This window comes from Pseudomonas lalkuanensis, assembly GCF_008807375.1.
GTDB lineage: Bacteria > Pseudomonadota > Gammaproteobacteria > Pseudomonadales > Pseudomonadaceae > Metapseudomonas > Metapseudomonas lalkuanensis.
In genome coordinates this window covers 5,852,143-5,864,016 of the sequence record NZ_CP043311.1, presented here as the reverse complement: position 1 = coordinate 5,864,016, position 11,874 = coordinate 5,852,143, and the positions used below count along the sequence as shown (strand labels likewise).

Here is an 11,874-nt window from a genome sequence, read left to right as displayed (position 1 = left end):
AATTGCGCGGCCTCTGGCGACTCGCGAAACAGGCGACTAGTATGGGCCAAATAACGCCCGCCAGGAGGCATACCATGTCGGCCAAGAAGAAGCCCGTAAGCACCCCGCTGCACCTGTTGCATCAGCTTTCCCACAGCCTGCTCGAACACCTCGAAAAAGCCTGCGCCCAAGCTTCGGTCGACGCTGAAAAGCTGCTGACCAAACTGGAGAAGCAGCGTGGCAAGAGCCAGGAAAAACTGCACGCCGCGCGCACCAAGCTGCAGGATGCCGCCAAGGCTGGCAAAGCCAAGGCGCAAGCCAAGGCCAAGGCCAGCATCGGTGAACTCGAAGCGCTGCTCGAGACCCTGAAGAATCGTCAGGCCGAGACCCGCACCTACATCGCCCAGCTCAAGCGTGACTCCCAGGAGAGCCTGAAGCTCGCCCAGGGCGTAGGCAAAGTGCGTGAGGCCGCCAGCAAGGCCCTGACCTCCCGCGAAGCCAAACCCGCCGTGGCCAAGCCTGCCGCTAAGCCTGCTGCGAAACCTGCGGCAAAACCGACTGCCAGGGCCGCGGCCAAGCCCGCCGCGAAACCGGCGGCCAAGCCTGTTGCCAAGGTCGCCGCAGCCAAGCCTGCCGCGAAGCCCGCTGCCAAGGTCGCCGCCAAGCCTGCTGCCAAAGTCGCAACCAAGCCCGCGGCGAAGCCTGCCGCTAAATCGGTTGCCGCCAAGCCGGCTGCGAAACCGACTGCCGCGAAGCCAGCCGCTGCTGCCAAACCCGCTGCCAAGGTTGCCGCGAAACCTGCTGCGAAGCCCGCTGCCAAGCCGGCCGCCAAGGCCGCCGCGAAGCCGGCTGCTAAATCCGCGGCAGCCAAACCTGCTGCGAAATCGGCCGCCGCGAAACCTGCCGCTGCCGCCAAGGCTGCTGCGAAGCCAGCCTCGAAACCGGCTGCGAAACCCGCTGCCAAGGTCGCCGCGAAGCCTGCTGCCAAACCTGCAGCCAAGCCAGCAGCCGCTGTGAAGCCCGTTGCCGCAGCCAAGCCTGCCGCGACTGCCGCCAAGCCTGCAGCTGCCGCCAAGCCCGCTGCGAAGAAACCGGCCGCCAAGCCGGCAGTGAAGAAGGCCGCTCCGGCCAAGCCCGCTGCCGCGAAGCCCGCAGCTCCGGCACCAGTCCCGGCCGCCAAGCCTGCCGCCGCGACCCCGGCTGCCGCTGTTGCTCCGGCCGTTCCGGCCACCGCACCGGTCGCCAGCGTGGCTCCGGCCAGCAGCAATGGTGCCGCTCCGACCTCGCCGTCGAACTAAAGCGCCAGGGCCGCGGCGCGCAACAGATCGAGCGCGTCGCGGTCCGCTGCTTCCCGCGCTGGGCAGCAGCCCAGCAGCCAGTTCTCCACCTGCTCCACCCCACCTTCCGCCCAGCCATCCGCGGTGCTCTCCAGACGCGCCAGCAGCTTGCGTTCGGCTTCCAGTTCCAGCGCCTTGATCTGCTCCCGCAAGCCGGCCAGCGCCGGGTCGTCCTGAGCTTGGGCGCGCCAGTTCTGGCGCAGTGTGCGCAACGGCTTCACCACTTCTTCCTGCCACGGCTCGCAAACGCGCAGCAGGTTGTCCAGGCGGGAAGCGTCGAAGGCGGCGCCGCGCCGCCCCAGCCAGCAGGCCGTGAGCAACAGGCAGACATCGCCACCGCCCTCCTGAAGATGCAGGCAGGCCTGTTCGACACCGGGTTCGGTATACAGGCGCAGGGCGAAAGTCCACAGGTCTGAAGGCATGGTGCTCCTCGGGCGACAGGGCGACGAAGCTGATAAACTCCGCCGCCATCATGATCCGACTGCAAAATCTCACTCTACAGCGTGGTCCGCAGCGCCTGCTAGAAGGCGCTGAACTGACCCTGCACGCCGGCCAGAAGGTCGGTCTCATCGGCGCCAACGGTGCCGGCAAATCCAGTCTGTTCGCCCTGCTGCGCGGCGAGCTCGGGCCCGATGCCGGCGACTGTCTGCTGCCCGCCGATTGGCGCATCGCCCACATGCGCCAGGAAGTGGACAACCTGGAACGCCTGGCCGTGGACTACGTGCTCGACGGTGACCAGCACCTGCGCCGGGTACAGCGCGAGCTGGCCGCTGCCGAAGCGGGCCATGACGGCACCGCCATCGCCCGCCTGCACATCGAGCTGGACAGCGCCGATGGCTACACGGCGGACGCCCGCGCGCGAAAGCTGCTGGCCGGTCTCGGCTTCTCCCCGGAGCAGATGGACCGACGCGTCGGCGATTTCTCCGGTGGCTGGCGGATGCGCCTGAACCTCGCCCAGGCGCTGATGTGCCCCTCCGAGCTGCTGCTGCTCGACGAGCCCACCAACCACCTTGACCTCGATGCCATCCTCTGGCTCGAAGAGTGGCTCAAGGGCTACCCGGGCACCTTGCTGCTGATTTCCCACGACCGTGATTTCCTTGATGCGGTCGTCGACAACGTCGCGCATCTCGAACTGCAAAAGCTGACGCTTTACCGCGGCGGCTACTCGGCGTTCGAACGCACTCGCGCGGAACGCCTGGCGCAGCAGCAGCAGGCTTACGAGAAGCAGCAGGCGCAACGTGCGCACATGGAAAAGTACATCGCCCGCTTCAAGGCGCAGGCGACCAAGGCCCGCCAGGCACAGAGCCGGATCAAGGCGCTGGAGCGTCTGGAAGAACTGGCGCCGGCCCATGTGGACTCACCGTTCGACTTCAGCTTCCGCGAGGCCGACAAGATTTCCAGCCCGCTGCTGGACCTGTCCGAGGGTCGTCTCGGCTACGGCGACAAGGCGGTGCTCCAGCAGGTCAAGCTGCAGCTCGCACCGGGTGCGCGCATCGGTCTGCTGGGCCCCAATGGCGCGGGCAAGTCGACCCTGATCAAGACCCTGTCCGGCGATCTCGATCCCCTCGGCGGCCGCCTTGCCCGTGGCGAAAACCTCGCCATCGGCTACTTCGCCCAGCATCAGCTCGATGCGCTTGATGCCAAGGCCAGCCCACTGCTGCACCTGCAGCGCATCGCTCCTGCCGAACGTGAGCAGACCCTGCGCGACTTCCTCGGTGGTTTCGACTTCCGGGGCGACCGTTGCGACGAAGCGGTGGCCAACTTCTCCGGCGGTGAGAAGGCGCGTCTGGCCCTGGCGCTGATTGCCTGGCAGAAGCCCAACCTGCTGCTGCTGGACGAGCCGACCAACCACCTCGACCTGGAAATGCGCCTGGCCCTGACCATGGCCCTGCAGGATTTCGCCGGCGCCGTGCTGGTGGTGTCCCACGACCGTCACCTGCTCAAGAGCACCACCGACGAATTCCTGCTGGTAGCAGATGGCCGCGTGCAGAGCTTCGATGGCGACCTCGATGACTATGCCCGCTGGTTGGTGGATTTCCGTGCGCGCCAGGCGCCCGTGGCCAGCAGTCCGGTGAATCCGGACAAGACCGACAAGCGTGCCCAGCGCCAGGCCGCCGCAGCCCTGCGTCAGCAACTGGCTCCGCACAAGAAGGAAGCCGACAAGCTCGAAAAGGAGCTGGGCAAGGTGCAGGAGCAATTGGCCGGTGTCGAAGAACGCCTGGGCGACGCCGCGATCTACGACGCCGCGCGCAAGGACGAACTGCGTGACCTGCTGGCCGAGCAGGCGCGCCTGAAAGGTCGCGAGGCCGAACTGGAAGAAGCCTGGCTCCTCGCCCTGGAAACCCTGGAGGAGCTGCAGCGGCAACTGGAGGCCGCGGACTGATGGATGACCTGCAACTCCTGATGGCCTGGAGCGAGCCGCTGATCCGTACCGCCCAGGTGCTGCTGATCGTGCTGCTGGCCTGGCTGGTGCAGCGCATCGTCACCCGCGGCATCACCCGCCTCGGCGTGCGTTATCCACAGCTGCCTCCGGAGCTGATGCTGCCGCTACGCGGCCTCTTGCGCTGGATGATCCTCGGCAGCGCCTTCATGCTGGTGCTGGAGCGCTTCGGTGTGTCGGCCGAGGTGCTCTGGACTGCCCTGACCGGTTTCGCCGCCGTGGCCGCGGTGGCGTTCTTCGCCATCTGGAGCGTGCTCTCCAACATGTTCTGCGCGGTGCTGATCTTCTCCCTCGGCCCTTTCCGCATGGGCGACAAGGTCGAAGTGATCGAAAGCGCCGACAAGCCGGGCGTGAAGGGCAGGGTGATCGCCATCAACCTGTTCTACACCACCCTGGAAGACCTCAGCGAAGACAACGTCGGCGCCATGGTGCAGGTGCCCAACAGCCTGTTCTTCCAGAAGGCGGTGCGCCGCTGGCGCTGACGGTACTGTGCAGTGCCCGGGCGAAGGGGTAGGCTCTGCGGCCTGCCCCTTTTCGTTTCCGAGGTATCTGCCATGGCGCTCCAGACCTGGCTCGCTTTCCTGGTTGCCTGCTGGGTGATCAGCCTTTCACCGGGTGCCGGTGCCATCGCCTCCATGTCCTCCGGGCTGCAGTACGGTTTCCTGCGTGGCTACTGGAACGCGCTCGGTTTGCAGATCGGCCTTGCCCTGCAGATCGCCATCGTTGCCGCCGGCGTCGGCGCCATCCTCGCCACCTCCGCCCTGGCGTTCAGCCTGATCAAGTGGTTCGGTGTGGTCTACCTGGTCTACCTCGCGGTCAAGCAGTGGAAGGCGCTGCCCAGCGACATGGCCGACAATGCCGCCGAGCGTCCCATCGGCCGCCCGCTGACCCTGGTGTTGCGCGGTTTCCTGGTGAATTTCAGCAACCCCAAGGCGATCGTCTTCATGCTCGCCGTCCTGCCGCAGTTCATTGACCCCCATGCACCGCTGGTAGAGCAGTACCTGGTGATGGGTGTGACCATGATCACTGTCGACCTGATCGTGATGGCCGGCTACACCGGGCTCGCCGCCCGTGTCCTGCGCCTGCTGCGAACACCGCGCCAGCAACGGGTGATGAACCGCGGTTTTGCCGCCCTGTTCGTGGGTGCGGCAGCGCTGCTGGCCACCGTCCGCCGCGCACCGGTGTGACCCCGGAGCCGGCGCCGCCGGCTCTGTTCCGTCGGAAATCTTCTTCCTGCGGTCTGCTTCCAGCATTCAGCAGTTGAGCCGAAGGCCAGCACTCATGCGGCCTTCAGGGATCCCTTGCGACAAACCGCCGCAATCCGGGTGGGCATCCGGGGTTGAGCTGGATCGTTAGGACGGTAACAATTCGCTTCCCCATTCTCATTTGAGATTGACTCATGTTCCCCATTCCGAGATTGCTCAGCTGGCTCCTGATGCCGCTGATGCTGGTCTGCAGCTTCGGCCTGATGGCCGACCAGACCGAAGGCGCCGCCCAGGCCCTGCACTTGCTCAGCTACATCGGTGCCGACTACCCGGCCACCGTGGTCGATGGCAAGGTCATCGACGCCAGCGAATACCGCGAACAGATCGAATTCCTCGGCGCCCTGCAGGCGCTGATCGTTGCCCTGCCGGCCCGTGACGGCCAGAAGGAACTGGAGCAGGGCGTCGCCAGCCTGCACCAGGCCGTCGAAGGCAAGCAGGATGGCGCCAGCGTGGCCCGTCAGGCCCGCCAACTGGCCACCCGGCTGGCAGCGACCTACGAGGTCAGCCAGGCCCCGCTCATCACGCCCGACCCCGCCCGTGGCGCGCCGCTCTATGCCCAGCATTGCAGCGTCTGCCATGGCGACACCGGCGCCGGTGACGGCCCCGCGGGCATGGGCCTGGAGCCGCCGCCGGCCAATCTGCGCGACCAGGCGCGGATGGACCGGATGAGCCTCTACGACCTCTACAACACCCTCGGACTGGGCGTGGAAGGCACCGACATGCCGGCCTTCGCCGACCAGTTGGACGACCGTCAGCGCTGGGACCTGGCCAGCTACATCGCCGGCTTCAGCGCCGACCCGTCGGTGAAGGGCAAGGCCATCCCACTTGGAGAGCTGGCTGGCCGCACGCCGGAAGAAGTGGGCATCAGCCAGGGCGCCGCAGCCCAGGCGCTGTTCCGCGCCCAGCGCGCCCAGCCGCCGATCCAGCAGCGCGGGCCCAGCGAGTTGATCGCCCATACCCGTTCCACCCTGGAGCAGAGCCTCAAGGCCTATCGAGACGGCGACGCCGATCAGGCCTATGACCTCTCGGTGGCAGCCTACCTGGAAGGTTTCGAACTGGTGGAAAGCTCGCTCGACAACCTCGATGCCGTGCAGCGCAAGACCACCGAGCGCGCGTTGATGGCCTACCGGCAGGCCCTGCAGGATCGCCAGTCGGTCGGCCAGGTCGCGCAGTTGCTGGAACACGCCAAGGCGGAACTGGAAAAGTCCGCCGAACTCCTGGGCGGCGACGGCCTGAGCGGCTCGCTGAGCTTCATCTCCAGTCTGCTCATCCTGCTGCGTGAAGGCCTCGAAGCCATCCTCGTGTTGGCCGCGATTCTCGCCTTCCTGCGCAAGACCGGCCAGGAGAGTGCGGTGCGCAGCGTACACGTCGGCTGGGGCCTGGCCATCGTGGCCGGCTTCGCCACCTGGGCGGTGGCAGCGTTCCTGATCGACGTCGGCGGTGCCCAGCGCGAGCTGATGGAGGGTTTCACCGCGCTGTTCGCCTGCGTGATGGTGCTCTGGCTCGGTGTGTGGATGCACGACCGCCGCCACGCCGCCGCCTGGCAGAGCTACATCAAGGAACACCTGCTCGGCAGCAGTGGCCGTTTCGGCTTCGCGACCCTCGCGTTCTTCTCGGTGTACCGCGAGCTGTTCGAAGTGATCCTCTTCTACGAAACCCTGTGGCTGCAGGCCGGTCCGGCTGGCCATGGCATGGTCATCGCTGGCGCGGTGAGCGCACTGGTGCTGCTGGTGGGGCTGGCCTGGGTCATCCTGCGCGGTTCGGCGAAGCTGCCGCTGGGCACCTTCTTCACCGCCAACGCCATCCTGCTCTGCGCCTTGTCGGTGGTGTTCGCCGGCCATGGTGTGGCGGCACTGCAGGAAGCTGGCGTACTGGGCACTCGCCCCGTGCCGTTCTTCGAGTTCGACTGGCTGGGCATACATCCCGATGCCTACACCCTGTCGGCCCAGGGCCTCGCGCTGCTGGCCATCGCTGCGCTCTACGGCCGCAGCTGGTTGCGCGAGCGCGACGCGGTGCAAGCCTGAATGGAGGGCGAGGGGTGTAAACTCCTCGCCCTTTTTCCTATCTGCGGAAGCTATCCCATGCGCGTCTGGATCGATGCCGATGCCTGCCCCCGGGCGGCCAAGGACCTGGTGATCAAGTTCGCCTTGAAGCGCAAGTTCGAGGTGGTGCTGGTGGCCGGGCAGGGTCAGGTCAAGCCGGCCTTCGCCTGCGTGCGCCTGGTGGTGGTGCCCAGCGGCCCGGACGCGGCCGATGACTACCTGGTGGAGAACGCCGTGCCCGGCGAGCTGGTGATCTGCAGCGATGTACCGCTGGCCGATCGGCTGGTGAAGAAGGGCGTGGCGGCGCTCGACCCGCGCGGTCGCGAGTTCGACGAGCGCAACATGGGCGAGCGGCTGGCGGTGCGCAACCTGCTCACCGACCTGCGCGACCAGGGCCAGATGGGCGGTGGCCAGGCGGCCTATGGCGACCGGGAGCGGCAGGCCTTCTCCAATTCCCTGGACCGGCTGCTGACGAAGCTGAGCCGGGGCTAGCGCACAGGCTGCAGCTCGGCCGCTGGTGTCTGCTCGGGTCACCGCATGGGGCTGGGTGGTGGCGTTGATCTGGCCGGCGGTACCCAGCCGCAACGGGATGTCGGGCGGCCGTCTGTGCCCGGACGCTCAACCGCAGAGGTAAGTGCCGGTGCCCACCGCCACCAGGGTGCCGTCGTCGGCGTGCAGTTCCGAACGCACCACCGCGACCTTGTTGCCCGAACGCAGCAGCACGGCGGTGGCGGTGAAGTGCTGGCCCCGGCCGGGGCGCAGGTAGTCGATGCGCAGGTCGATGGTGCCGAGCTTGGACAGCCGTGCCATGCGTTCGGCTGTGGATAAGTGCTGGTGCCGTTCGAAGGCGCCGATCAGCGCCATGGCGCCGCCGACCACGTCGAGCAGGCTGGATATCACGCCGCCATGGAGGATGCCGTGGACGAAGTTGCCGATCAGTTCGTCCTTCATCGGCAGGTGCATCACCACCTTCTCGGTGGTCATCTCGCCGAGCTGGATGCCGAGCACGCGATTGAAGGGAATGCGTTCGAAGAACCCGGCAACGGCCTGTTGCAGTTCCGGGGTGAGGATGAAGTCGGTCTGGCTCATGGCGCCTCCTGCGAGCGTCGATGGCCCGACGCTGCCCCAGTTGCGGCAAAGGTGCCAAGGGGGAGGGCCGGAGAGGCGGGCGGATTGGCCGGATTGGCACGAAGCGGGCGGCCGGAGCCGCCCGCTCGGGGACATCAGTGGGCCAGTTCCAGCACCCGGTCCACCAGCTTGTAGATGCCGGCGGCGGCCTCGCTGATGGATTGCGCCAGCATGTAGGCCGGGGTGGTCACCAGCTTGCGCTTGTGGTCTTCGACGATTTCGGCGACCACGCAATCCACGTGCTGGGCGCCCATCTCGGCCAGGGCAGCGGCGGTGCCGGCATCGTTGCCGATGGTGCAGGTCACGCCTTCGCCGTAGATCTTCGCCGCCAGCGCCGGAGCGATGCAGATCAGCCCTACCGGCTTGCCGGCTTCGGCGAAGCCACGGGCCGCGGCCAGTACGTCGGGCTGCACGATGCAGTTGGCGCCGCTGATGGCGAAGTCGGAGAGGTTCTTCGCCGCGCCGAAGCCACCGGGAACGATCAGGGCGTCGAAGTCGGCGGCGGCCAGTTCACGAACATCCTTGATTTCGCCGCGGGCGATGCGCGCCGACTCCACCAGCACGTTGCGGCTTTCCGGCATCTCTTCGCCGGTGGTGTGGTTGATCACGTGGTGCTGCGCGATGTTCGGGGCGAAGCACTGGACCTTGGCGCCGCGCTGGTCCAGGCGCAGCAGGGTGATCACGCTCTCGTGGATCTCCGCGCCGTCGTAAACGCCACAGCCGGACAGGATCACGGCAACTTTCTTGGTCATGGACATCTCCAGGTCATTGGGCCGGTCCGAGGTTCTCGCGCAGGAACGCCAGGGCGCGTTGCTGGGCATCCTGGGCCGGTCCGGGTTGGTAGGTATTCAGGTCGCTGCGCTGGTCGAAGACGTGGTCGGCATTGCCGTACTGCACCAGTTCCAGGCGCTCGCCAGTGAGGTGGTCGAGGGCCGAAAGGCATTGCTGGTGGTCGGTGACGTGGTCCTTGCCGCCGAGGAACATCAGCACGGGAGCGTCGTGTCCGAGGCCGTCGCGCAGGTGGGCGGGGAAGCCGCAGTAAGGGTAATAGGTGATCACGCCGCGCACGCCGGCCAGCGCGCCCTTGCCGGTGGCCGGGAATCCGTGGCCGGCGCTGCCGTCGTAGGAGAGTGCGTCGAGGATGGTCCAGCCACCGTGGGAGTAACCGAGCAGCGCCAGCCTGCTGCTATCGATGGCCGGATTGTGCCGTGCCAGCGCCAGGGCGGCGTAGACGTCGATGGCGCGTTCATTGCCCCACAGGCGTTTGCCGTCGCACACCGGCCGCCAGTCCTCGATGCCGCGTGCGGCGTGGCTGTCGACGAAGATCACGGCGTAGCCGGCGGGCAGCAGCCAGCTTTTCACGTTGCGCATGAACAGCGCGCTCTGGCCGCTGCAGCCGTGGAATACCAGCACGGTGGGGAAGGGGCCGGTGCCGTCCGGGGTGAACAGACTGAGGTGAGGCGCCAGGCGCTGCTCTGCCGCTGGCAGGTCGGCGGTCTGCGGCAGCAGCGCAGCGCGATAGGGATAGAGTCCGAGCAAGGCCGCGCAGGCCAGGAGGAGCAGGGCGATCAGGGCGGGTTTCAGGAGTTTGCGCATGCTGTCGTCATATGCCGCTTGGGTTGGCACGCCATGCCGCGGGGGAAGGCCGGCTGCGAGAGTAGCATCCCGGGTACTGGACGAAGGCCACCAGCGCGGCGGCGTTCGGACAGACCCTGACGAGCAATCCTAGCAGGCCGGGGAATCGGGCCGCGAGCACCGCGCCACCTCCCTTCGGCGCCTGTGGGTCACCGGACAAGAACGACGACAAGGCTGCCCCATGAACTATGTCCTTTATGCCGTGCCTTTCTTCTTCCTGCTGATCGGCGTCGAACTGATCGCCGACCGCCTGCGCGGAACGAGCAGCTATCGCACCGCCGATACCCTGAACAGCCTGAGCGCCGGGGTGCTGTCGACCACCAGCGGCCTGCTGACCAAGGTGGTGGGGCTGCTGACTTACACCTTTGCCTGGCAGCACCTGGCGCTTTTCGGCATGTCCGCCAGCAGCCTTTGGGTGTGGCTGCTGGCCTTCGTGTTCTATGACTTCTGCTACTACTGGAACCACCGCCTGGGTCATGAGCGCAACGTGCTCTGGGCGGCCCATTCGGTGCATCACCAGAGTGAGGAGTACAACCTCTCCACCGCCCTGCGCCAGACCAGCACGGGCTTCCTGTTCGGCTGGATCTTCTACCTGCCGATGGCCATCGCCGGCGTGCCACCGCTGGTGTTCTTCACCGTCGGTGCGCTGAACCTGCTCTACCAGTTCTGGGTGCATACCCGTCATGTGCCCAAGCTCGGCTGGCTGGAGTGGATCTTCATCACCCCGTCCAACCATCGCGTCCATCATGCGCAGAACCCGGTGTACATGGATCGCAACTACGGTGGTGTGTTCATCCTCTGGGACCGCCTGTTCGGCACCTTTCAGGAGGAGCTGGACGAAGAACCGGTGATCTTCGGCGTGACCACGCCGCTGGCCAGCTGGAACCCGCTCTGGGCCAACCTGCAGTTCTACGTGCAGCTCTGGCGCGACGCGGTGCGCGCCGAAACCCGCTGGGACAAGCTGCGCATCTGGTTCATGCGCACCGGCTGGCGTCCGGCGGACGTGGCCGAGCGTTATCCACAGGCCAAGCCCGACCTGTCGCGCTTCATCAAGTTCGAGGTGCCCCTGGACCTTGCGCACAAGTGGTACGCCGGGCTGCAGTTCACCCTCTACGTGGTGGCCGGCACCTGGCTGCTGGGTACCGGCGACAAGGCGTCGCTCGCCGGGCTCTGGCTGGCCTGGGCGTGGATGGCCTTGGGCCTCTACGTGATCGGTACCTGGATGGAGAACCGCCCATGGACACGCTGGCTGGAGCTGGCGCGGCTGGCGCTGAACTGGCCGGCGCTCTGGGCGGGGGCGGCACTCGGGCTGCTGCCGATGGGGGCGATGGGGTGGGGACTGCTGGGGCTGTACAGCCTGGTCAGTCTGCTGGCGCTGTTCGGCCTGCCGCGCCGCGAGGCGGCGCTGGCCGTCTGATCAGGCTTTCCGACCGTTGTTGCGCAGGCGGCGCCTCAGCCAGAGGAGGCCGCCGATGGCCAGCAGGCCGCCGAGGACCATCAGCTCGTAGCGCTTGAGGTTGCCGAGCATGCCTTCGAGGACGGCGCCGAAGTGGAAGGCGGCGAAGCCCAGGGCCAGGGCCCAGATCAGGGCGCCGATGCCGTTGAGGATCAGGTAGCGCAGCGGCGGGTAGCCGGACAGGCCGATGGCCACCGGCATCACGGTGCGCAGGCCGTAGACGAAGCGGAAACTCAGGACCCAGATGTCCGGGTGGCGGCGGATGTGCGCCAGGGCGCGGTCGCCCATGGCCTGCCAGCGTGGTTTGCGGGACAGTATCTGCCGGCCCTTGTGGCGGCCCAGGTAGTACCAGAGCTGGTCGCCGGCATAGCTGCCGAAGAACGCCGTGGCCACCACGGCGTTGATGTCCATATAGCCCCGGAAGGCAAGAAAGCCGGCCAGGACCAGGATCGTCTCACCCTCGAAGAAGGTGCCGAGGAAGAGGGCGAAGTAGCCGAAATCCTGGAGAAATTGTTGCAGCATGGTTGGGGTGCGCAGCGAAATGAACGCGCAGCCTAACCGGGATGGCGCGCCGGGAAAAGCTCCGACCGGT

The 11,874-nt window shown here is 66.9% G+C and carries 12 protein-coding genes; 7 read left to right on the top strand and 5 right to left on the bottom strand.

The window, feature by feature from the left end; translation table 11 throughout:
• The first annotated feature begins 74 nt into the window (after positions 1-74).
• A complete protein-coding gene (locus FXN65_RS26895; protein WP_151138987.1) occupies positions 75-1,277 on the top strand; it encodes an AlgP family protein in 1,203 nt (400 codons plus the stop codon).
• Here FXN65_RS26895 and FXN65_RS26890 read toward each other — a convergent pair.
• On the bottom strand, positions 1,274-1,738 hold the full coding sequence (locus FXN65_RS26890; RefSeq protein WP_151138286.1) for a TIGR02444 family protein: 465 nt from the start codon (positions 1,736-1,738) through the stop codon (positions 1,274-1,276). The genes FXN65_RS26895 and FXN65_RS26890 overlap by 4 nt on opposite strands.
• Before the next feature lie 50 nt (positions 1,739-1,788).
• On the opposite strand from FXN65_RS26890, the gene FXN65_RS26885 reads away from it, so the two are divergent.
• The 5 genes from FXN65_RS26885 to FXN65_RS26865 all read left to right on the top strand — a co-directional run bounded on the left by FXN65_RS26885 (position 1,789) and on the right by FXN65_RS26865 (position 7,555).
• Complete coding sequence (locus tag FXN65_RS26885; RefSeq protein ID WP_151138283.1) at positions 1,789-3,699, top strand: ATP-binding cassette domain-containing protein; 1,911 nt, start codon at positions 1,789-1,791, stop codon at positions 3,697-3,699.
• Positions 3,699-4,238 (top strand): mechanosensitive ion channel family protein, encoded by a 540-nt coding sequence (locus FXN65_RS26880; RefSeq protein WP_151138281.1) that lies wholly within the window; start codon positions 3,699-3,701, stop codon positions 4,236-4,238. Before FXN65_RS26885 ends, FXN65_RS26880 begins: the two co-directional genes overlap by 1 nt.
• A gap of 72 nt (positions 4,239-4,310) precedes the next feature.
• Positions 4,311-4,943, top strand: coding sequence for a homoserine/homoserine lactone efflux protein (gene rhtB, locus FXN65_RS26875; protein ID WP_151138279.1), 633 nt, complete (start codon positions 4,311-4,313; stop codon positions 4,941-4,943).
• 212 nt (positions 4,944-5,155) lie between these two features.
• Positions 5,156-7,045 carry an FTR1 family protein gene (locus FXN65_RS26870; RefSeq protein WP_151138276.1) on the top strand — a complete coding sequence of 630 codons (1,890 nt, stop codon included), beginning with the start codon at positions 5,156-5,158 and terminating at the stop codon, positions 7,043-7,045.
• A 57-nt stretch (positions 7,046-7,102) separates the two neighbouring features.
• On the top strand, positions 7,103-7,555 hold the full coding sequence (locus FXN65_RS26865) for a YaiI/YqxD family protein (protein WP_151138274.1): 453 nt from the start codon (positions 7,103-7,105) through the stop codon (positions 7,553-7,555).
• 126 nt (positions 7,556-7,681) lie between these two features.
• Here the strand turns inward: FXN65_RS26865 and FXN65_RS26860 are convergent, their stop codons facing one another.
• From FXN65_RS26860 to FXN65_RS26850, 3 genes are all read right to left on the bottom strand, one after another.
• Positions 7,682-8,152 carry a thioesterase family protein gene (locus tag FXN65_RS26860; RefSeq protein ID WP_151138272.1) on the bottom strand — a complete coding sequence of 157 codons (471 nt, stop codon included), beginning with the start codon at positions 8,150-8,152 and terminating at the stop codon, positions 7,682-7,684.
• 134 nt (positions 8,153-8,286) lie between these two features.
• Complete coding sequence (gene elbB / locus FXN65_RS26855; protein WP_151138269.1) at positions 8,287-8,943, bottom strand: isoprenoid biosynthesis glyoxalase ElbB; 657 nt, start codon at positions 8,941-8,943, stop codon at positions 8,287-8,289.
• 13 nt (positions 8,944-8,956) lie between these two features.
• Positions 8,957-9,787 (bottom strand): dienelactone hydrolase family protein, encoded by an 831-nt coding sequence (locus FXN65_RS26850; RefSeq protein WP_151138267.1) that lies wholly within the window; start codon positions 9,785-9,787, stop codon positions 8,957-8,959.
• A gap of 220 nt (positions 9,788-10,007) precedes the next feature.
• Here FXN65_RS26850 and FXN65_RS26845 point away from each other — a divergent pair, with 220 nt between their 5' ends.
• On the top strand, positions 10,008-11,243 hold the full coding sequence (locus FXN65_RS26845) for a sterol desaturase family protein (RefSeq protein ID WP_151138265.1): 1,236 nt from the start codon (positions 10,008-10,010) through the stop codon (positions 11,241-11,243).
• Here FXN65_RS26845 and FXN65_RS26840 read toward each other — a convergent pair whose 3' ends face one another.
• Complete coding sequence (locus FXN65_RS26840) at positions 11,244-11,804, bottom strand: DedA family protein (RefSeq protein WP_151138263.1); 561 nt, start codon at positions 11,802-11,804, stop codon at positions 11,244-11,246.
• Positions 11,805-11,874: the final 70 nt, after the last annotated feature.

Coding starts and splice junctions, on each gene's coding strand:
- FXN65_RS26895 (WP_151138987.1), top strand. CDS start 75: ATGTCGGCCAAGAAGAAGCCCGTAAGCACCCCGCTGCACCTGTTGCAT.
- FXN65_RS26890 (WP_151138286.1), bottom strand. CDS start 1,738: ATGCCTTCAGACCTGTGGACTTTCGCCCTGCGCCTGTATACCGAACCC.
- FXN65_RS26885 (WP_151138283.1), top strand. CDS start 1,789: ATGATCCGACTGCAAAATCTCACTCTACAGCGTGGTCCGCAGCGCCTG.
- FXN65_RS26880 (WP_151138281.1), top strand. CDS start 3,699: ATGGATGACCTGCAACTCCTGATGGCCTGGAGCGAGCCGCTGATCCGT.
- rhtB (WP_151138279.1), top strand. CDS start 4,311: ATGGCGCTCCAGACCTGGCTCGCTTTCCTGGTTGCCTGCTGGGTGATC.
- FXN65_RS26870 (WP_151138276.1), top strand. CDS start 5,156: ATGTTCCCCATTCCGAGATTGCTCAGCTGGCTCCTGATGCCGCTGATG.
- FXN65_RS26865 (WP_151138274.1), top strand. CDS start 7,103: ATGCGCGTCTGGATCGATGCCGATGCCTGCCCCCGGGCGGCCAAGGAC.
- FXN65_RS26860 (WP_151138272.1), bottom strand. CDS start 8,152: ATGAGCCAGACCGACTTCATCCTCACCCCGGAACTGCAACAGGCCGTT.
- elbB (WP_151138269.1), bottom strand. CDS start 8,943: ATGACCAAGAAAGTTGCCGTGATCCTGTCCGGCTGTGGCGTTTACGAC.
- FXN65_RS26850 (WP_151138267.1), bottom strand. CDS start 9,787: ATGCGCAAACTCCTGAAACCCGCCCTGATCGCCCTGCTCCTCCTGGCC.
- FXN65_RS26845 (WP_151138265.1), top strand. CDS start 10,008: ATGAACTATGTCCTTTATGCCGTGCCTTTCTTCTTCCTGCTGATCGGC.
- FXN65_RS26840 (WP_151138263.1), bottom strand. CDS start 11,804: ATGCTGCAACAATTTCTCCAGGATTTCGGCTACTTCGCCCTCTTCCTC.